Consider the following 20,655-nt stretch of genomic DNA (forward strand, 5'->3'; position numbering starts at 1 on the left):
AGCTTGGGTTTAATCTAAAATGCTATTGACTACCCGATTAATGTTACCTTGTAATTTTCCAAAATAGCAGCTTGTTTATTTACTATTCAAAAAGTGCTGATTTAGTTTTTTTTGACTTATTATTATTTAAGTTAAAAGAAAGCGTCTGTAGCAAAAAAGGACAAAATATGAAACCTAGTTTAGGTATAATGCTTAGGATTTTGTTTTTAAATATTCGCCAGGGGTACAACCAACTTCTTCTTTAAAGGTACTTTGAAAAGAAGAGCGTGAAGAAAATCCAGCTTTATTTCCTATTGCATCCAGTGTTAATGTGTCTAAAAGACCATCTTCTATTAATTTTTTTGCATATTCTACCCGCAGTTTTGCACGTATTTTTGTCAATTTAACTTTTAATATACTATTGAAACAATAATAAAGATGATGTTTGGGTACGTTCATAGATCGGGAAAGTTCTTCCATTGAAAAATTAGCATTTAGAAAAATTTCACTCTTTTCAATGTAATCTAAAATCGATTGAGATAGTTCAATAAATCTTGGTTCAATATCTTTTTGCTGTAGCTCTTCTTGGGGTAAATTTCTTTCTTCATTATCTAAAACATCTGACGTTTCGGTTGAAAAAATATCGTTTAAAATAATTTGTTCTTCTGGTTGTATTTTTTCATTTTGTTGCACAAAATAATCATTTTTATTTTTTCCTGTCTGCGGAATTCCATATAATAATTCAGGAAAGATAAGTAAGCTCATAGGAATCATTAACAAGCAAAAACTAATAATATCCATTGGTAATCCTGTTTTCAATCGCGTTAAATCCGGATTAGGTTCTTTTAAAAAAGAATAAGAAAGTACAGCAAAACAAACAATTACCAATACAAGAATAAATATAAAACTAAAAAGCCATATTAGCACATTGCGGCTTTGAACTTTTGGTATACGCTTGTTAGTATCCATTTTTCTCCTAAAGCGAAATAGCATAACAAGTGCAGATATTACGTAAAATCCCAGTAAAGTAGGTCGTGCAATTATGTTTATAATATTAGGATAAAGACCTACAGTAAAAGTTTTTGCAACCATAATGTCTTTAACTATTCTGTGTGCCAATGACAATTTATAAGCAAAAGGGGTCAATAAATAAGGTGTTATACTAACTAAATTGATAAGGGCTGGAATCAAATGCAGGCAGTCTCTTTTCTTGAATTTACTATTATCAAATAGTGTACCTCTTACATAAAAATACAATAGAGGACCAATTAAAAAACCAATTGGTGCGGTATTGTTATAAAAAATAGCTAAAAGAAATACACTTCTGTTAAAAAATATAACATAGTGTATTAAAGAGTATAAGGAAAGTACACAAATAAAGCCTGATAAAAAAATAGAGTTTTTATTGATGTTCCAATTGCGGTAGGTCATCAAAACAGCTAAAAAAATAGTAAGTATAGAAATGTAGGGATGCATTCAGTATTTTTTTCTCTAAAAGTATAATTTAAATAGGTTTTTATAGAAGCCAAAATTAATCAATACAATGGGAAAAACTATTTTTTGTAAAGCTTAATAATACTTTTAGGATTAGAGTCTATATATAAATGGTCGTAATGGTTTAAAAAAGAAGTTCAAAATATCCTTTTCTTTGCCAGAATCTTCGTTTTTGGATAATGTTAGAATGCGCAAACAGTTTATTTTAGGAGGGGTTTTGTTTTTTTGCGCCATATAAAAAAACTATTTTAAATGGAAAAAAAACTACTCTTTGATTTTTGGAAAGTCTTTCAAAAACTTAAAGTGCTATTGCTCCTTTTAGCACTGCTCTTGACTCCGTTGTGGGGAAATGCACAGAATGGACACACATTACTTAATACGGCCAGTGTGGATTTAAGAAGTTCATACAACTTTGGCGAACATTGGAATGCTAAGATTGTTGGTACTAAATTGTATATTTCGGCTATGATTGCCGATGGTGATCCAGAAAACATGGATGATTATCTGAAAAGGTTATACATTAGAGTAGGAGACGAAGGAGATATCTTTCATTTGACTAAGGCTTTAATTTTGCCAAATATAAGTACTACCATTTTTCTTACCTCAGGAGATGGCGATCTTGATAATAGTTATTGGTATTTTGATTCCTATAGAACCGCAGGGCCTAATAATATATCGTACTACGAAGGTAAAAGATACGGAGACAAAGGTGTACTGTATGTTACCTACCAGCTTCCGGCAAAGTTTTTAAATGGAAATCAGCTTACTATTGGAGGTGAAGCAGAGACGCTTGACAATGGTAGTGGTGGCAAAAGTGGCAAAACTACTTACTTAGATGCTTCTTTAAGCACTCCAACTTTGCCGAGTATGCCTAGTGTAAGAGCAACCCAAGGCTGTAATTCAGTTAAATTATCGTGGGATAAAATTTCGATTCCTTCCAGTTTTATTCCTAGCGATTTTAAATACATAGTCGATAATGGTAGTGGTTTTAATACCGAGGTGTCGATTGACAAGACCAGTTTTGTTGTAACAGGTGTTACAGGAGCTATTAGCCCAATTGTACGTTTGTATTGGCAGGGGCAATACATCGATGAGGCTTCTACCGAGGCTTCTGCTTATGATCCACTACCTATACCAGCCGATTTGACAGCCAGTACTACCAAATGTGATGGTTCTGTCGATTTAAAATGGCAATGGATGCAAGCCAGTCCAAGTAATTTTGTGCTGTATAAAGCTACTACGCCAAATGGTACTTTTACGGCTTTATCAGATGCTATTGCGGGTTCTAAACGTTCTTATACCATTACTGGACTTACTCGTGGACAAAAATATTATTTTAAAATAGCCGCCAATGGAGGGAAATGTCCGAATGCCAAAGGTGATAAATCGGAAGATGCTACAATGGGGATTTCTCCTGCTAATCCAGTAGCACCCACAAATGCCAAAATGGTTATGGTTACAGGAGCTGATTCTGGGGTCCAATTATCTTGGAATGAATCGCAATGGGGATTAGAAGATTTTGAAAAAGCGACCAATCAGAAATACAAGATTATTAGAAAAGATTTAAAAAAAGGAACCGAATCTGTAATTGAGTTACCAATTGGCGATTTCTATGAAACAAAAATTAAGAATCAAACTAGAGGAAGCAATGGTTATTCACTGACTTATACTGATAAAGAAGTAAGTACCTGCGAATCGTATTCATATAAAATTGTAGCGGTAAACAGTTGTCAGTCTTCGTCTGCTACTGTTTTTATTCAAGACAATACCTCTGATAAATTGAGTATTACCAATATAGATCTTTCGAGAGTCTTCTTATCTAATAATTTAGAAACCTCAAAAGGCTATTTTGGAAATTTAGTTCAATTGGATTGGAAAACTGACGAAAATGCCGATTTTGCAGGCAATTACAAAATTTATCGTCGTGTTTTAAACAGCACAGTTACTCCCGAATTGCAAGCTACAGTTGATAAAACTATTCGTTCTTGGACAGATAATAAAACTATTGCACAAACACTTTATGAATATTTTGTGGTAGCTACCGCCGATTGTGGTTTAGACAAAATAACCAGCTATGATATCAATGGCGTTTCAGGAATTCCATACACGCAATTAACAGGAGTAAAAGGTTTGACAACAGGTATTGGCTTTAGATTACCATCTGCAATTGTAACCGGAAATGTAACTTACGTAGGTGGCGTTGCCGTACCTAATGTAAAAGTAGTTGCCGAAAAAGACGGAATGGCTACAGGAAATGCTTTGGCCTTTGATGGTGTGAACCAAACCGTAAAAATTAATCCAAACCAAAAAAACATTGGGTATAATACAACTGGAATTTCAGTTTCAGTATGGGCAAAACCAAAAGCTTGGACTTCTAAACAGGTTTTAGCCAGCCAATCAGGTATTTTTGAAATAGCTCTGCATAATGAAAGAGTAGAAGTTACTATCGCTGGAACTACTATAATTTCAAAAGCAAAACTGGTTGATGGTAATTATTCTAATATTTTTGCTACGTATGACAATAGTAAATTAGTATTATACATCAACGGAAAATTAGATAAATCTATTAATACTAGTGGTACTTTGGCTTCAAATATTAGCAGTTCTATTTATTTAGGAAGTACTGGAACTAGTGATTATTACAAAGGATTATTAGATGAATTCCGCATTTACAAAACCGCACTTACCGCTGCAGATATAGAGAGAGATTACAGCCGATTGGTACAAGCCGAAACATCTAATATTGTAGGAAACTGGCGCTTTGATGAAGGAGTTGGTCCTTTTGTATTTGATTCTTCCAAGGAATCGGGTGTTTACAATAAAATTGATGGAGACCTGATAGGAGCTACTTGGAGCAAAGAAGTGCCTTCAAGAGAGCAATTGGGTTTTGCAGGATTTACAGACAAAAACGGTAACTACGTTATTGAAGGTATTTCTTATAATGGTTCGGGAGAAAATTTTAGTATTACTCCAACCATAACCCTTAGTGGAGCAATTCACGCCTTTTCGCCAAGTAATCGTGTTTTATTCTTAGGTGAAGGCAGAAGTGTCGAAAACAATATTGATTTTATAGATCAGTCTTCATTCAATGTAACAGGAACTATTCGATTTGATTTTGATAATAAAGAAAACGACCCAACCCATTTCCAAAGTTCAGGTTCAAAAGGGGTTTCAATTTGGTTAGATGGATCACAACAATTGATGAAAAGCGGACAAGCAATCTTGTCGGATGAGTTTGGTCAATTTCAAGTGGTAGTACCTATCGGAAAACACTTTTTAGAATTTAGAAAAGACGGACACACGTTTGTAAGCAATAAATTCCCAGCTACAGGAACTTACGATTATCAAGATATCTTGTCTGGAATAGAAGTCTTAGATAATACAAAACATACACTTACAGGTTGCGTGGTTGGTGGATTGGTTCAGGCCAATAAAAAGTTAGGATTTTCTGCTTATAAAGGAAAATTACAAACAGACGTACAGCGTATCAACAATATTGGAGCTACTTATTTTACATTGACTTCCAAGGATACTCGCATTAAACGTTCTGTAAAAACAGATCCGGAAACTGGAGAATTTGAAATTAAATTACCTCCAAACGAGTATGAATTCTCGAATGTCTCTTATTTGGGAGACGAAGCAAATCCAACTGATGATAAAATTTTGTTTTTATCAAAAGACCTATCATCTGTAAAATTAGATGATGAAGCAGCTTATAAAGGAATTGAAGAGGAAGAGCCTGTTTTGGTTTCTGGGGGATATGTTACCCAAAAAGTAAAATACAACACAGCCAAACGATTGATTTATAGAAGCACGCCAAGCATGGTGGTACAAAACAATGCTTTGTTGGACTATTTACCTAACACTCAGGAATTGGATAATAATGGCAATGTTATTACTGAAAAAACTTTTATAGGAGAAACCATGGTAAAAATATACGATAAAGAATTATCGAAAGATATTATATTGCCAACCAAAACACTGCCATACCCTGCTTTTTTACAAGGAAAAGGCTATCAAGTAACCATTAAGGCTATCGAAAAATATTCATATTATGGAACAAAACCTGTCAAAAATCCAGCTACTGATCAAGTACCTGTTTTAGATGGTCAGGTTACGGTCAGCAACAATATAAGTGCTAAAGCAGATGGAGGTTCATCGGCAGCTTATCAGTTAACTGATGAAAAATGGGTTTCTCTTTCTGGAAATACGCATGAGTTTGGCTTGCAAAATGAAGGTAAAGTAAACTATAATTTTATAGGTGGAGACCCAAATTTAATTCAAGGCTCCGGTGTTGAAGATACTTTTGTAAAATCAATGTCGATTGCTTTAAAAACGGGTGATTATACCATTTATTGGCCTAATCCAAACGATGCATCTAAAGGCTATAAAGCGTATGTTTTAGGAGGATCTAAAATGCCTGGTACTGATTTTATTACTGAGGCACCGGCTTCTATAACCACTACATTGAGAATTCCTCCAGGAAGTGGCAGTAGCGTAACATTAGAAAAAGGGAGTACTATAACTAAAGAGACTACTAGTAGTACACAAGCAGGTGGAGATTGGAGTTTTGGTGCTGGACTTGGTTGGAAAGCAGATAACACAGTTGCTTTATTAGGGACTAAACTTGCTGAATCAGAAGGTAGTGTTATGGCTACAACTTACGGATCAAGATATTTAGGTAACGAAAAAACAAGTGCCAAAGCAACAACGACAACTGAAAATCTTACCATAACAGCTGAAGATGCTTTTGAAAAAGGAGATTTTTTTATTGCCGATTCTAAAAACATAGAAATAGGTCGTGCCAATAATGTCAAATTTATTTTGGCTAATAAATGTGTAGGGTGTGTAGGTCCAAAAGTTACAGGTGATGACGGGCAAGAATATGTTTTAAACAAAGGCGAAACTTATTATCAAAAAGAAAAAGGCGAAACATTATTGTTATATTCAGAGGATCATATCAAAACCGATATAATCCCTAAATTGGCAGCGATTAGAAATAGTCTTTTTATAGACCAAGCTAATGTTTATGTTACCAAGTTGGATGCTTCAAACCCTTTGTACGGATTAAATAATGACGATCCTCGTTTGGGAACTTTGACCAATAAAAATGATTACACTAGAGATGATGCAGGTGATGATATTGGTGCTAGCTACGAATTTAAACGAGCCATTGCACCTAAAATAAATGGAGTATATCAGGACAAAGTACGCTGGTACAATAATCAAATTAGAGCGTGGGAAGAAATTTTGATGACCAATGAAATTCAGAAATATACTGCTATTTCGGGTAATAAACCGAAACAAAAAAACATTTCAATTAGTTCTGGAATTGCATACTCTAATACTTTAACTACTGAAACTACCGAAACCACCATATCTTCTAATGAAGTGATGGCTGGTGCTTCTATTGATACCGAAGGATTTGTTTATGTTGGTGCGGGGTTAATATCAGGCTTAGCTTGGAATCTTCATGGTGGCGGAGATAAAACTAATGGGGAAAGCACTAACAATACTGCAATAAATACTGTTACAACATCCTATACCATTCAGGATACTGATAAGTATAATGTCTATAGTATGAATATTTATGATGGAAAAGGTAGCGATGGTCCAATATTTCAAATTGTAGGCGGGCAAACTTCTTGTCCTTTCGAAAGAGAAAAGGAATTGGAAGTAACCAAAGAACATACGTATTATCTGGAGTATTGGATAAAAATGTTTCCAACAGTACTTGCTGAACAAATCAAAAGCATAAAAGAGAGACATCTTATTACTACAAGACTTTTTGGAATTCAAAATGCAGATGATTTGGATAAAGAAAATCAAGAAATTGAAGCCGTTACCAAAGTTATTGAAGAAAAAATAGCGATTTATAGTCAATTATTTGCGATGTATAATGACGAAATAAAACCGTTATTAAGCAAACGTACTGTTCAAATTGAAAAACCAGGTATATTGATAAATGGTAACGACAAAGCCACAATGGTGAACGTGCCTTCTAGTAAAGCTGCTATTTTTGATTTAGAATTACGTAACGAAACAGAGTTAATTCCATCCTCGACAGATCAGGAAATCACCTATCAAATGTCGGTAGATCCTGCTTCTAATCCTGATGGCTTAGTGGTACTATTGAACGGAGAAACTTTGGTAAAACCAATAGAAGTTTCAATTCCTTTTGGTCAAAAACTCCGTCAAACATTAACTGTTTTAAGAGGACCAAAAGAATACAAGTACAAAGATTTAACTTTAATTTTTGAATCAACTTGCGACGAAAGTATCCATAAAGAAATTACTATGGATATTGAATATATTCCTGTTTGTTCTGAAGCAACTATTGTTAGTCCAGGGAACAATTGGACTGTAAATTACGATGGCAATAGCCGTTTGCCTATTAAAGTAAGTAACTACAATGTAAATTATCAAGGGTTTAAAGGAATCAAAATTCAGTACAAACGTGCGAGTGAATCAGATTCTAACTGGAAACTTTTAGAAACTTATTATAGAAATGACGAAGCACGTACAAACGTAGGTCCGGAAGAAGTAGCCAGAAAAGCTCCTTTATTGTCAGAACAAGGAGGTACTGATTTTATTTACAAATGGGATGTGTCAAAACTAACCGACGATTTGTATGATGTACGTATCCAAAGTATGTGTCAGGGCGAAGTAGATGATGTTGTTTTTACATCACCAACTATTACTGGTGTTATCGATCGTATCAATCCAAGTTCATTTGGTGCACCACAGCCAGCAGACGGTATCCTATCTGCGGGTGACGAAATTATGATACAATTTAATGAACCAATTAATGCAGGTTTATTAAATCCGTACAATTTTGATATTAGAGGTGTCATTCAAGGAGGAGAATTAAAACATCCTGCCAGCATTTATTTCAACGGGGCTAACGATTATGTAGAAATACCAGAAGGTATTCAATTAAACCGTCGTTCGTTCTCTTTTGATTTTTATGCAAAACGTAAAAAGACAGGATCAGAGATACTGCTCTCTCAAGGCAGCACCGATGCACAATCATTAAGTGTTGGTTTTAATGCTTCGAATCAATTTGCAGTTGCTTTAGCCGGTATAAAGTTAAATTCGGCTAAAACTATTCCAGTCGATGATACTTGGGTGCATTATGCTTTTGCTTATGACGCTGCCAATCAAGAAGGTAAATTATATATTAATGGACTATTGGATGTTGTAAAACAGGGTTATACTCCAAATTATGAAGCAACAGGGAAAATTTTTGTTGGAAAAGATGCATTATCAAGAGCATCTTCATTCAAAGGAAATATGCACGAATTGCGTTTCTGGGGAAAATCATTGACAGCATCTCAAATCAATATTGCAGCTACAAAACGTTTGAAAAACAATGAGCCAGGTCTTTTAGGGAACTGGACAATGGAAGAAACAGAAGGCGTAGTTATCAATGATATTGTTAGAGAACGTCATGCACAATTAATTTCTGGAACTTGGCAAGTAGCTTTGTCTGGTAATGCGTTGTCAACTTCAACTACCAATTCTCCTGCTATTAGCTCACCTACTTATTTAGATGTAGCGAACTTTAGCGTCGAATTTTGGTTTAAAGGAGACAAAACAACTAGAGCTACTTTGCTTTCTAACGGGAAAGGAGACGATCAGGATTTGAATAAAAATGGTTGGTCTATTCGTGCTAATGCTTCAGGTTTACTAGAAGTTTGGAATAACAACAAAACGTTTACGGCATCGTCTAATAATTATTTTGATAATCAGTGGCATCATTTTGCTTTAGTGGTTAATCGTGCTACCAACACAGTTTGTTTTGTTGATGGTAATCAGCAAAATACAATTGAAACAGATAGTGCTGGGTTTTCTGGATTTGGTGGAGCGGCACTTTACTTAGGTTCTATGGGCTGGGTAGATGCTATTGGAACTACTCAACAAACGCAACATTTTACTGGTTCGTTAGACGAGGTTAGAATTTGGCAAGGAACTCGTTCTGCTTTGCAAATTAAACGTGATATGCGTTATATGCTAACAGGAGACGAAGTTGGACTGGATTTATACCTGCCTTTCAATAAGTATAAAACCAATATGGGTATCGAATTGTTAGAAGCGTCTAATTCTTCTGCAGCTACTGGGAATACGGCAGTAAGATCGAATGGTGTTCAAGCTGAACTTAAAGGACAAATTGCTTATACGCAAGATACTCCTTTGGTAAAATTGCCAAGACCGGTTAGAAAAGTAAACTTTGGCTATTCAGCTAATCAAGATAAAATTATCCTGACTACTACCGATCCGGACAGCATTTTAGAAAATGTTATTTTAGACATTAGTGTAACCGGAGTTCAGGATTTGAACGGAAACACAATGAGAGCTCCTGCAAGCTGGACTGCTTATGTGGATAAAAACCAAGTAATTTGGGCAGAATCAGATAAACACTTTGCAATTGAATCGGGTAACGGGTTTACATTCGAAACCAGAATTCAAAACACAGGTGGAAAAGTGTTTAATTACAACATCAATAACTTACCTTCATGGCTTACTGTTAGCCCAAGCAGCGGTGTGTTGACTCCTGTGAGTTCTATTCCAGTTACATTTACCGTAGATAAAAATGTGAACATCGGGAATTATGTTCAGGATATTTTGCTGGAAACTGAATTCGGATTTGCTGAGGTTCTAAATCTTAGTTTAGATGTTGCCAAACCATTGCCGGCAGACTGGAAAGTTACACCAGCCAATTATCAATATTCAATGAACGTGATTGCTCAATTAAATATTAATGGTGATGTTTCAAGAGATCCTAATGACCAAGTAGCTGCATTTGTTGGTGATGAATGTCGTGGAATTGCAAAATTGACCTACATACAAGCTTTAGATAATTATCAGGCTTATGTGAGTATTTACAGCAATAAGCCTTTAGGCGAAGCAGTAGAATTTCGTATATGGAATGCCAGCGACGGACAAATTCACAGAGACGTTACACCGTCTTATTCTTTCGACTCTAATACCGTAAAAGGAAATGCTATTAATCCAGAAATGCTTAAAGCAGTAGATGTTATTGAATATACATATGATTTGCCAAAAGGCTGGACTTGGATTTCATCTCATCTAAATTACAATTACAATTTAAGCAAACAGCTTACAACACACGACCTGTTAAAACCAATCAAGGCTGTCAGCGGTGATTTGATACGTGGTATAGATGCCGTAGATAGTTATAGCTCTCAAGAAGGATGGTTAGGGACACTTACTGCCAAAGGGGGAGTTAAAAATGGTCACGGTTACAAAATCTTTGTAACAAACGAAAATCGACTAAAATACAACGGACTTTTATTAAAAGGAAGTGAAGTGAAAATTGATCTTGTAAAAGGCTGGAATTGGATTGGTTATGTAGGTTTTAAAAACACACCAATCAATCAGGCTCTGGCTGGCTTTGCAAATGTGCAGGAAGGAGATGTTATCAAAAACCAATATCACTTGGCTATCTATAACAAAAATATTGGCTGGGTTGGAGATTTAACAGCTCTCAAACCGGGTGAAGGATACATGATAAAATCAGCTTCTGACGGACATTTCTACTATCCTAATTTGAGCTATTCTGCTACTAGTAAAATGTCAAATAACGACAATCTATATGCAAATCAAACCATAGAAGCGGTTACCAAATATGCCAACACGATGAATGTTGTTGCAGAAATTGTGGGAGATAATCAATCGAAAAATAATTATTTGAAAGCATTTGTTGGAAAAGAATTAAGAGGTCAGGCACCTGCTATTTACAATCCAATAACAAACAAAACATCGTATTTCATGACTATTTATGGTAGTAATGACAACGATAAAGTGAATTTTGAATTTTTAGACGATGAAAAATCTGCTGCAATTAATGAAGTGATCGCTTTTAAAAACAATGTTGTTTTAGGTGGTCTGGCAACTCCAAAAGAATTAACAATTGGTTCAGGAATACCTCAGGAAGATTCAATTGATTTAATCGTTTATCCTAATCCGTTTACCAATGTGCTTAACATAGATCTTTATGAACATCATGAAATTAGAAGTATTGGTATAGTAGACATGAAAGGATCTTTGGTGAAAACGAATACCGTTTCACCAACAGATTCTAAAGTAACATTAAATGTGTCAAATCTTCCTTCCGGAGTTTATTTAGTTCTGACTTATGACTCAAAAGGGAATGTCTTGCAGTCTAGACGTGTAGTGAAATAGAGTACAAAAATGTCTTGATTTAGTTGATAACACTGCTGTGATTTGTTTTGCAGCAGTGTTATTTTAAAACTTTTACTAAGCATCATCTCAGATTTTTTGATGTTATATATACTACTTCAAACTTCGAATTTAATAAAGTAAAAAATGAAAAAAACAATAAAGCATACATTCTTTGCATTTCTTTTGAGTGTTGCGAGACTTTACGCTCAAGTACCTGCAAACTGGTCTGTAAACCCAAGTGACTATAATCACTCCATGATAATCACTTGTGTTTTGAATGTCAATTCTGAAGAATCACGCAATACGCAGGATGTAATTGCAGCCTTTATGGGTGCTGATGTTCGGGGAATTGCTTCTCCTATTACCTATTTAAAAAGTCAGGATCGTTATGTAGCTACTTTGATTGTTTACAGTAATGACCAGAATATTCCCATTACTTTTAAAGTATATGACCAAGTTAATAATTTAGTTTCGAATTCGCCTGTAGAAGCAATTAATTTTGTAGCTGATGGAATAATTGGAACACTCGAAAATCCATTTGTTTTTAGTGACAGTAGTATTCCAAAAAAAATAAAATACAACAATCTTCTTACTCCAAATGGAGATGGACACAATGATGTTTTAGTTATAGAAAATTTAGCATTATTCAACCAATATACCTTATCTATCTACGATATCAGAGGACAAAAAGTGTATGAAACAAAGAATTATCAAAACGATTGGAGTGGAAATAATTTACTAAACGGCGAGTACTACATCTACATCAGCGGAACAGATCAAGACAAAAATAAATTCATTTATAAAGAGGTTTTGCACTTAGTGAAAAATCATAATTAGTAAAATGAAATACCTATGATAAATGGTTACAAATGGTCAATTTATAAAACGAAAAAATAAATGAAAAATATATCAAAAAGATTATTTTATCTATTAAACTTTACACTCTTTTTTGCCCCCCTAGCCCATGCTCAATTTCAATTGAGCAACAGGCTATTTAAAGATAATAAAACAGCTATTAATATAGGTTATGCAGGTGAATTTAAAAAAATACGTGTAGCCGCAGTGTATGGAGTTACATCCAAAAATTTGGATGATGCGAAAAATTTAGTTTGGCAACAAGCTATTCTAGATTTGACATTGGTCAAAAAAGTATCGATGGCTACTGTTTTCACTAATATTAAACAAGGTAATTTTGCTCAATTTGAAATAAAACAAGCCTTCGCTTATAAAATTGACCTTTCAGATACTCAGTCTTTATCTGCAGGACTTGGAGTAAGTTTCAACAAACAATCTATTAATTTTAATAATGGATTTGATCCTAATGATAATGTTGATCTAGAAGATCCTTATTTGTTAGTAAACAACCATTCTGAAAACGGATTCAATATGGAAGCTGGCATTGTTTACAAATTCAAAAAATTGCAAGTAGCATTAGGGCTTCCTTCCTTATTACAACACAAACAAAAAAATGTAGGTTTTACAGCTTATACCGAATACGAATTCAAGCTGAATGAAAAATTCGATTTAACTCCTTCTGTTTTAATGGCAGAGGCTCAAAATAAAAAAGTGGAAGCTATTACTTCTTTCAGTGTAAATTACATCAAAAAAGTTTCATTACAAATAGGATACAGCAATTTTAAACAAGTGGTAATGGGTTTAGGAATTAATTATAAAAAAATCAATTTTGCTTATAACTATTCATTTTCTTCTAATTCTGAATTCAAATCATTAGTAGGTAATACCAACCAGTTTGGATTATTTTTTAATATCTAATTTATTCACTATTGTTATTTAATTGTATGAAATTAATCTTAATTTTTTAGATGAAGATTTTCTGAAAAAGTTAAAGAAAAGGATTTAGAATTGTATATTTAAACATCTTGAATGTAGATAATATAAATGAATTTAAGAAAAAACAAATGGGTTGTCATTCTTGAGAGCCCATTTGTTTTTATATAAGATTAAAATTTTACAACAGAATAATTATTGTAAAGCATTCTTTTTTAGCTTTATTTAAATCAATATGAACTCGTTATTAAAAACTTGTTTTTGAAAATTTATTTATAATTAATTCTTTTTGGAATGTTATATCAAGGAAAAAAATAATATAATTTTGCGCCCGAAAAACCGCGGTAATATTTTCTAGTAAAAAAACACAAAATCATATTTTTTATTCTATTAAAATCAGCTGCTTGAATTAATTATAATTATCGAAATGAAAAAAATTATTTTGTTTTTAACGCTGTCAATACAATATACTTATGGACAAAACAAAGTTGAAAAAGAGGGGACAAAAAACAGTCAGCTTGAAGAGGTTATTGTAACAGCGAACAAAGTAGAACAAAAAAATGTAGAGGTTCCGGTAGCTGTCACTTCTATTTCGGCAAAAGCAATCACAGATTCCAGATTGGTAAGTTACTCTGATTTAACAGCAAGAGTTCCTAATTATTTATATCAAGGCTCTAGTGTTGGTTTTCAATCGATACATTCTATCAGGGGAATTCAAGTATTTAGTTATAACCCAGCTGTATCCACTTATGTTGATGATGTGAATTCATTGGATATTATGGCTGGTGGATTTGAACTTACTGATATTGATCGTATTGAGATTTTACGTGGCCCGCAAAGTACCCTTTTTGGACGCAACGCTATGGGAGGTGTTGTAAATATTTATACAAAGAAACCTACCAACAAAACTACAGGATTTATAGAACTGGAAAGCGGAAATTTTGCTTTACAGCGTTATTCAGCTGGTATCAAAACACCATTGATTAAAGATAAATTATTTTTTGGTTTAAATGGTTTATTCCTGAAAAAAGATGGTTTTATGAAAAACGACATCACAGGAACCTCGTCAACCGATACCAGTTTAAACGGAAAAACCATTGGAGATGAAGAAAATACATATGGAAATATATTTTTTAAATGGCTCGTTAATCATAAACTTAGTTTTACCACTAATGTCAAACATCAAAGAGACTTTTCAAATGCATCAGGCTATTTAGTATCACAAAAATCAAAAAAAAATGCTTTGGAAACACCTACAGTCATTAACCTGGCCAGAATAGGAACTCATGAAAGAAAAATGACTAATTATTCCTTAACAGGAAAATATCAAGCCCAAAACTTCGAACTAACTTCTATTACCGCTTTCCAGCAAATTTCTTTTTTGTTTAAAAATATGGATTTCCCTGGTTATTACGAATCCTTCTATAGAAGTGCTATTGGAGAAAAATTACCAACACAAAATGTATGGAGTCAAGAGGTTTTAATTAATTCTTCTAACAAAAATAACAAGTTTCAATACACTGCAGGGGTATATGGTTTTAAGCAAGTTAGCTATGATCCAACAAACAATTTAGCCTATGAATTAGCTCCAAATAAATATGTTATTTATAGAAATAAAAGAAATAACAGCGGATATGCTGTTTTTGGAGAAATAAGCTATAAATTTCTAGATAAGCTTAAAGCAGTTGCTGGGGCAAGATACGATATTGAAGAACGTGAGTCTATTTTTAATGGTTTTGGAGATGCCGTTTTTGTGGGAGGGGTATTTACCCAATTAAAACCTGACGTAACAAAAGCGGTAAAATACAATTCATTTTCTCCTAAGGCCTCACTAATTTATAATCTTGACAAAAAATCAAATGTTTATGCGACTTTTACACGTGGTTTTAGAGCTGGTGGCATAAGCTCGCAAATTGTTCCTGCGGGAGTTCGTCAAGATTATGATCCTGAATATTCTGATAATTTTGAGTTAGGTTACAAAACCAGTTTTTGGCACAACAGAGTAAACTTTAATGCAGCAGCATTTATAATTAATTGGCAGGATTTACAGTTCTCTAATTTAGTTGCACCGACTACTTATTCTATGGAAAATGTAGGCGATGCTTACTCAAAAGGTATTGAATTGGAAGCTAATATTATTCCTGCAAAAGGCCTGCAATTGGATTTCGCCTATACAATAAATGATGCTGAATATAAAGATTTTCATTTAAAAAGAATAAATTTTGCATCAACTTCAGTAATTATAACACCAATAGAAGGCAACAAATTATCTAATACTCCAAAGACGACATTTTATACCGCAGCTCAATATTCAATCGAAACCTCGGAAAAAGTAAATTTACTGTTTAGAGTTGAATTTAGAAACATTGGAGGATATTATACTGATATTCAAAACAGTCTGTACCAGCCCACTTATCATGTTGTAAATACAAGATTTGGATTAAGTTATAAAAACTATGAATTATTTTTATGGACTAAAAATTTGACCAATGAACACTATTTATTATATGGGAGCAGTGATACCAGTTTAAGAAGGTCATCTGTTGCTGCGATGCCAAGTCAGATAGGCGTGACATTATCTTTTAGATTTTAATTACTTACGTAGAGTTGCTAAAAAACAGTAGAAATAACAATTCATTTTTATCAAAATAAAGTAACTCAAACTTATGTTTATGGAATTGTAAATAGTCGTTTTTTTTGTGATAAATCAGCCCGTTTCTGCTTCTTATGTTTTAAATTTTGGCATTATTATTATTATTATTATTATTATTATTATTATTATTATTATTATTATTATTATTATTATTATTATTATTAGTAGTAGTAGTAGTAGTAGTAGTAGTAGTACAACCATTTTTTTGGTTGGAAATAAAGCGTTAGATTAGAATTTGTAATTCAGATAAATAATTACAATTAATTTATCTGAATATTTGTACAGCTATTATTATAATTTGTATTTTCAACAAAAACATAAACACCAGTTTTTTTTAATTGCTTAATTCAAAAACTATTAAAATGATAATACAACTTAATAGGTTTCCTCGCGGAATAGAGAGAAATGGTGAAGCGGGTAACAATTCTGTAAAATGGAGATCTAAATATGGAAGTGTGATAACCAGTTCATGGGATATAGCTTACTCTGACGGAATGAATGAAAAAGGTTTGGTCAGTAATCTTTTGTGGCTGGCTGAGCCAGATTTTCCTAAATTAAAAAAAACGGAATTTAAGAAAGGGCTTGTCGTTTCTCTGTGGGCACAATATACGCTTGACAATTTTGTCAACAGTAGCCGAAGCAGTGGCTTCATTTGAAAAGAATGATTTTTCAGTTGTTTCTTCTCATATTCCGGGTACGGATATTTTTGCCACAGTACATCTGTCCATTTCTGATTCGACAGGCGACAATGCGATCTTAGAATATATTAATGGAAATTTAGTGATTCATCATGATAAAAAATTTGTTGTCATGACAAACTCACTTATTCTTGAAGAGCAATTATCACTAAACAGCTACTGGAAATAAATTCTAGGAACTATCATGCTTTCTGGTACAAACAGGGCCACTGACAGGTTCACAAGAACATCCTTTTATATTGATGCTATTCCAAAAACGGATAACACCAGAATTGCAACAGCTAGTGTCTTTGGAGTTATCAGAAACTGTTCTGTATCACTTGGAATTTCCTCGCCAACCGAACCTAATATTTTCTCTACAAGATGGAGAACTATTGCGGATCAAAAAAACCTTATCTATTACTTTGATAATGTACTAAATCCAAATGTAATATGGGTAGAATTTAGTGCAAAAACTAAAATAAGAAAGTTGAGTTTAGAAAATAATGAAAACTACCCAGAAGAATCTTTAATTAACTTTAAAGCAGCTCAGCCTTCTCATTTTGCAGGTCTGGATTAAAATAAAACTTTAATAAGAGTAAACCATAATGGTAAAACTCCAAAGCATTTTCTATTTTAGAGCTTTACTTAATTAGTTCAAACTTGTGTTCTTCATATTTTAAGATTGTATAAACTATATAAGTGCCTTCAAAATGTTTAAGTTTTAAATGGTAGCTTTCAACTGTTTTACAGGGATTGACACAATAAATTCAGCTCCATTTTTATTTTTGTGGTAGAATCTGTGACATATGGTGTTTTTGAAAACCTAAAATCCAACAAAATAAAGCTCCAAGAAATTAAGGCTCGAAACTGTATTAATACTAAGATCTTTCTATCTTTATTCAGTTTATCAAGTATTCTATAATTAAGGTTCAAATATTACTAAAAAATAAATATCTGTTATAACTAATAATAACCGTAATTTTGATTTATCAAGTCTGAATTGAAAATTACTGTTGCTGTCCATTACTTTAAAATCAATCTTTACCCTTGGGAACAATGGTGGTTTTATGACACAACACGAGCATACAATTGTTGTAACGGACGGAAAACCGATAATACTAACGGAAAAAAACGGAATTTTTAACTAAAGTAGTTTTCTTAGATAAGCAACTTATCAAAATTGTGTAGTTTTTCAATTAATTGAAAATAGCGTTTCTTTGATTTTACTGCTAAAATGGACAAAGCAGTTTTAAATCGATTCATTTTTTTGACGTTATAATTTTGAAAGTGATAAAAAAATAAGTTTAGATCCGGGAGACAGCATAAATAACAATGTAATTTTTATAGTTCCTCAAGGTGAGACGTCTGATGTATTGCTTAGAAAAATTTAACAAAATACTATTGATTCAATACAATAGTATCTCAAAATTTCAGAAACAAATTGTAAAACAAACCTCTTTTAATTCAAGAAGAGGTTTGCTTTCTAATATTTATATCGGCATCTTATTCTTAATTTCTGATGTTTACAATATGGTTAAAGAAGTAATGAAAAAATAGCTAAGTTTAATTTTCTAATCAAATTCCAGTTCTCATTTCTCTATTAAACCCCTATGATAATTTATCTGCCCTAAGTGATAAGTCAAATGTGTCATCAAATGTACCAGCAAATATTCTGTCGTGCATCATTCTGAGAACTTTAAAATTGGAGTATCCGCCACTTGATAAATCGATGATCCTGTTCTACAATATTATTGAGATATTTAAATTGGCGAATTTTAATCTTTGAAAACAAACGCTTGTTGCAAACTTTGATTGCGCTAGTGTTCGAACCGCTTTTGTCTATATTTATTACAGCTGGGGTGCACTTATTATTTATTGCCATAATTAGAAATGATTGGGCACTCATTCTCTGTCTTCTTTTAGTCAGAAGAAAATCTACTTTGTTACCCGATTTATCTACTGCCCTATACAAATAACACCAAATACCTTTAACTTTTATATAGGTCTCATCCATTCTCCAGCTCATTCCCACTCTAATCTCTCTCTTTTTCATTTAAGATTCCATGATTGGAGCAAATTTAAATACCCAACGCTGAATCGTAGCATGATCAACCTGTATTCCGCGCATTTTCATTATTTCTTCAACATCCCTGCAACTCAATGTAAATCTCAATTTGAAATAAACAGCCTGAAGAATAATAACTTTGGGATAACAGTGACCTTGGGTATTCATTTAATATATTTTCAAGCACCGAGGATAATAGTTATTAATAGATGAGACAGAGCCCACAAATAATATTACTAATAAGAAATTAAATACTTTGCCCTAATTACTGTTTTAGCAGCAGTTTTAAGTTTTTTTGGTAGTGTCTCACTAAAAACTAAGATAATTCTCCTATTTCTAAGTCTGTAGTTTTTGTCAGCATATCCTGCTTAGATTTAAATACAATATTTAATATATACTGGCAAATAAAGTTACTCTCAACTTTATTTGGCAATTTCTTTTTACCAATTAATATCGGTCTGTCTTCATCTTTGTCCGGAATACAGCCATGAGATCCTTTTACTAAACTGGCTTCCAATGGAATAACATCCATAAGGGTACGAAACCCCAGTTTCTTTTTAATCAATTTAAAAAGGATGCGGGGCAAAATAAATCTCTGCTTAGGATCTAAAAACAACTCCACCGGATCATAACCTATTTTTTTATGAATTTCCACGGTACGTGCAAAATCGGGACCCTTGTTATCCTCCATCCAGTAATAATAGGTAAACCAACTGTTATGATCTGCAACCAGTACAAGATCTCCTGAACGTTCGTGATCCAGATGGTGCTCTTTTTTTCCTTTGCTGTCCAATACTTTTGCAATTCCGGGTATCTTCTGAATTAATTCTTTGAGCTCAACAATATCTTCATTCTCTTTCAGATATAAATGCGCAATTTGATGGTCTGCCAATGCAAAAGCCTTACATTCCCCGGTATCCAGTAATTCTAATCCTCGTTCTTCTCGTATTTGCAAATATCCGTGTGTGCGTAAAAATCGATTAATATGTATGGGATTGTTAACTTCAGTAATACCATACTCAGACAAAACAACAACTTCTGTCCCCTTACTTTCAAAATATTCGATTAAGTCTTTGCATACTTTGTCAATCGCTTTTACATCTTCATTGATTTCGGGTGACCCGGGTTGAAACTTTTGACAGCAGTAATCTAAATGTGGTAAGTAGATTAAAGTCAGCGTCGGATTATGCCATTGGTAAACAAGTTTTGCCGCATTGGCAATCCATTGGCTGGAACGGATTGTTGTTTTTGGTCCCCAAAAATCAAAAAGAGGAAATGTTCCCAGTTGAGCCTGGAGACGATCCCGTAAGTCAGAGGGTTTTGAATAACAATCAGGCTTCTTCTGTCCATCTGCCCAATATTGCGGACGCGGTGTCACTGTAAAATCAGCATCAGAATACATATTGTACCACCAAAACAAATTAGCACAAGTAAATGACGGATCTATTTCCCTTGCTAAATCCCATATTTTTGGTGATTGTACCAGTTTATTTGACTGTTTCCACATTTTTACCTCCATATCATTCCTGTCGTACCATCCATTTCCCACAATTCCATGTTCCGAAGGCCATTTTCCGGTTAAATAAGTCGCCTGAGCTGAACAGGTGAGCGCCGGAAGTACTGGTTCAATAATACTTAAATTCCCCTTTCTCTTTTGCCATTGATGCAAAAAAAGATCCGGATTTTGAAGTAGGGAACTCGTAAGTCCTACTACATTTATAACGACTGTTTGCTGCATGATTTTGGTAGTATAGTTTTATATGTCCAGCATTTTTTCACCAGAAATTATA

General features: G+C 33.5%; 9 protein-coding genes and 1 pseudogene. 6 read left to right on the top strand and 4 right to left on the bottom strand.

Translation table 11 applies throughout. The annotated features are described in order from the left end of the window. Positions 1-192 precede the first annotated feature (192 nt). Positions 193-1,455, bottom strand: coding sequence for a helix-turn-helix domain-containing protein (locus OGZ34_RS18630; RefSeq protein WP_263361296.1), 1,263 nt, complete (start codon positions 1,453-1,455; stop codon positions 193-195). 270 nt (positions 1,456-1,725) lie between these two features. Between OGZ34_RS18630 and OGZ34_RS18635 the strand changes: the two genes are divergently transcribed. The 6 genes and pseudogenes from OGZ34_RS18635 (at position 1,726) to OGZ34_RS18660 (ending at position 17,377) form a co-directional block, all read left to right on the top strand. Further along, entirely contained in the window at positions 1,726-11,679 is a 9,954-nt protein-coding gene (locus OGZ34_RS18635) for a T9SS type A sorting domain-containing protein (RefSeq protein ID WP_263361297.1), read from the top strand. A gap of 144 nt (positions 11,680-11,823) precedes the next feature. After that, on the top strand, positions 11,824-12,516 hold the full coding sequence (locus tag OGZ34_RS18640) for a T9SS type B sorting domain-containing protein (RefSeq protein ID WP_173968230.1): 693 nt from the start codon (positions 11,824-11,826) through the stop codon (positions 12,514-12,516). 60 nt (positions 12,517-12,576) lie between these two features. Continuing rightward, the gene (locus OGZ34_RS18645; protein ID WP_263361298.1) at positions 12,577-13,452 is read left to right on the top strand and encodes a type IX secretion system membrane protein PorP/SprF; all 876 of its coding nucleotides are present in this window, start codon (positions 12,577-12,579) and stop codon (positions 13,450-13,452) included. Positions 13,453-13,894: 442 nt separating this feature from the next. After that, positions 13,895-16,060: a TonB-dependent receptor gene (locus OGZ34_RS18650; protein ID WP_263361299.1), complete on the top strand. Its 2,166-nt coding sequence runs from the start codon at positions 13,895-13,897 to the stop codon at positions 16,058-16,060. Between the two features lie 422 nt (positions 16,061-16,482). Continuing rightward, positions 16,483-16,776, top strand: a complete 294-nt coding sequence (locus OGZ34_RS18655) for a linear amide C-N hydrolase (RefSeq protein WP_263361300.1) — start codon at positions 16,483-16,485, stop codon at positions 16,774-16,776. Then, positions 16,763-17,377, top strand: a pseudogene (locus OGZ34_RS18660) (linear amide C-N hydrolase). The gene OGZ34_RS18655 and the pseudogene OGZ34_RS18660 overlap by 14 nt, the downstream one beginning before the upstream one ends. A gap of 1,119 nt (positions 17,378-18,496) precedes the next feature. On the opposite strand, the gene OGZ34_RS22450 reads toward OGZ34_RS18660, so the two are convergent. From OGZ34_RS22450 to OGZ34_RS18670, 3 genes are all read right to left on the bottom strand, one after another. Next, the gene (locus OGZ34_RS22450; protein ID WP_396192361.1) at positions 18,497-18,853 is read right to left on the bottom strand and encodes a transposase; all 357 of its coding nucleotides are present in this window, start codon (positions 18,851-18,853) and stop codon (positions 18,497-18,499) included. Next, on the bottom strand, positions 18,854-19,033 hold the full coding sequence (locus OGZ34_RS18665; protein WP_263361301.1) for a hypothetical protein: 180 nt from the start codon (positions 19,031-19,033) through the stop codon (positions 18,854-18,856). 148 nt (positions 19,034-19,181) lie between these two features. Next, positions 19,182-20,603, bottom strand: coding sequence for an alkaline phosphatase family protein (locus OGZ34_RS18670; RefSeq protein WP_263361302.1), 1,422 nt, complete (start codon positions 20,601-20,603; stop codon positions 19,182-19,184). Between the last annotated feature and the right edge of the window lie 52 nt (positions 20,604-20,655).

The organism is Flavobacterium collinsii, from assembly GCF_946903285.1.
Lineage (GTDB): Bacteria > Bacteroidota > Bacteroidia > Flavobacteriales > Flavobacteriaceae > Flavobacterium > Flavobacterium collinsii.

Coding starts and splice junctions, on each gene's coding strand:
- OGZ34_RS22450 (WP_396192361.1), bottom strand. CDS start 18,853: ATGAAAAAGAGAGAGATTAGAGTGGGAATGAGCTGGAGAATGGATGAG.
- OGZ34_RS18645 (WP_263361298.1), top strand. CDS start 12,577: ATGAAAAATATATCAAAAAGATTATTTTATCTATTAAACTTTACACTC.
- OGZ34_RS18630 (WP_263361296.1), bottom strand. CDS start 1,455: ATGCATCCCTACATTTCTATACTTACTATTTTTTTAGCTGTTTTGATG.
- OGZ34_RS18655 (WP_263361300.1), top strand. CDS start 16,483: ATGATAATACAACTTAATAGGTTTCCTCGCGGAATAGAGAGAAATGGT.
- OGZ34_RS18640 (WP_173968230.1), top strand. CDS start 11,824: ATGAAAAAAACAATAAAGCATACATTCTTTGCATTTCTTTTGAGTGTT.
- OGZ34_RS18670 (WP_263361302.1), bottom strand. CDS start 20,603: ATGCAGCAAACAGTCGTTATAAATGTAGTAGGACTTACGAGTTCCCTA.
- OGZ34_RS18650 (WP_263361299.1), top strand. CDS start 13,895: ATGAAAAAAATTATTTTGTTTTTAACGCTGTCAATACAATATACTTAT.
- OGZ34_RS18665 (WP_263361301.1), bottom strand. CDS start 19,033: ATGAATACCCAAGGTCACTGTTATCCCAAAGTTATTATTCTTCAGGCT.
- OGZ34_RS18635 (WP_263361297.1), top strand. CDS start 1,726: ATGGAAAAAAAACTACTCTTTGATTTTTGGAAAGTCTTTCAAAAACTT.